The organism is Okeania sp. SIO2B9 (assembly GCF_010672505.1).
Classification (GTDB): domain Bacteria; phylum Cyanobacteriota; class Cyanobacteriia; order Cyanobacteriales; family Microcoleaceae; genus Okeania; species Okeania hirsuta.
On sequence record NZ_JAAHGK010001686.1, the window covers coordinates 1 to 1,295 of the forward strand.

Here is a 1,295-nt window from a genome sequence, read left to right on the forward strand (position 1 = left end):
CTTTATTTCTTTGACTCTTGGATCTTGTTTCTGTTTATGACTTTTTCTGGCCTGCTTCCAAATGACCCCCTTTTTTTGAGTATCCGACTTAATCTATCAGGACTCAATTTAATTGCGCGATCGCTTTATAATTTCTCTGCTAGCTGATGACTGTTGTATGTCCGTGGTTCCTTGGTGAGGCATTCTTCCAAAAATTTCATATCACCTTCAGTCCACTTAGGTTTTAAACCCCGACCTTGTGACTCCCACAGTCCTTGTAAGCCAAATTTTTGCCATTTATGTAACACTTCTCTTACTGTTTGTCTAGCCCAATTAAAATGAGCAGCTATTTTTTCTACATACCACCCATGTGCATTTAATCTAATCACTTCTGCTCGGTCTTTGACTTTCTGTGGTACGTCCGCAGTTCTCAACTTCTGTAGACTTCGGTCTTGCTCACTTGTGAGAAAAACCCTTAAACGAGCCCCCATGTATAAATTTCCTCACTCAATAGAGATATTATCCATATTTACTTATCTTTACATAGTTTGGTTTATTTATACCAACTTACTTAGTGCTATAATTTTCAACCGCTAAAATGAAATTTATAGCGGGGGTCGCATCACCCTATTTCTCCGTCTAGAAATAGAGATATGATTACCGAAAATTCTCAGAGAAAAAAGTTCTGACTTCTGAGTTCCTATTTCTGACTTCAAGCGCAGCGATAATCCCGCCTTCTAAAAGTTTTCTGGCGGGCTAAATTTGATGTTGATCAAATCTCAAAATTCAAAATTCAAAATCAAAGTATACTTAATTTTGAGAATCTACTGTTGGTTCAGAATCATTATTTGTTTCACCTTGCTCATTAATTAATAATGCTACAGGAAAATGATTCAGTACATTTCTAATCCATAAAGTATCCTCTTTCTCTTCTTTAAGTTTTTGTTGAGTAATTGCATTTTTCCACACCAAAGAAGAACCAGAAGGTAAACATATTCGAGTCTCACGCCATACTTGTTCTCCTAAAGGATTTTCTCCTTCTTGAATCAACTTAGTTAATAATCTGGGAGCTATAATAATCGCTGTACTATCTCCCCATTTTCTCGAGAAAGCAACTATATGATCTTTCAAACTACCCATAACAATTAACTTTTGGTAATCTCCTCTTTGAAATAAATCCAAATACTCTCGGCGTGCCTGTAAAGCTTGGTAAATTAAAAACATTTTAATCTTACCAGTCTCTGGAGTTTGCAAAAGTTCTTCAATCAATCCTAAAATATCGGACTCTATTTTTGTCTTAATTTCCTTCAGAAACA

The 1,295-nt window shown here is 35.7% G+C and carries 1 protein-coding gene and 1 pseudogene; both read right to left on the reverse strand.

All coding sequences use genetic code 11. The annotated features are described in order from the left end of the window. Positions 1-125: 125 nt before the first annotated feature. Positions 126-470 carry a helix-turn-helix domain-containing protein gene (locus F6K13_RS33700; protein ID WP_287290011.1) on the reverse strand — a complete coding sequence of 115 codons (345 nt, stop codon included), beginning with the start codon at positions 468-470 and terminating at the stop codon, positions 126-128. 319 nt (positions 471-789) lie between these two features. After that, positions 790-1,295 (reverse strand): annotated as a pseudogene (locus tag F6K13_RS33705) (hypothetical protein); the annotation flags it as partial.

Bases quoted from the DNA above. Each gene is read 5' to 3' on its own strand.
- F6K13_RS33700 (WP_287290011.1), bottom strand. From the start codon at position 470: ATGGGGGCTCGTTTAAGGGTTTTTCTCACAAGTGAGCAAGACCGAAGT.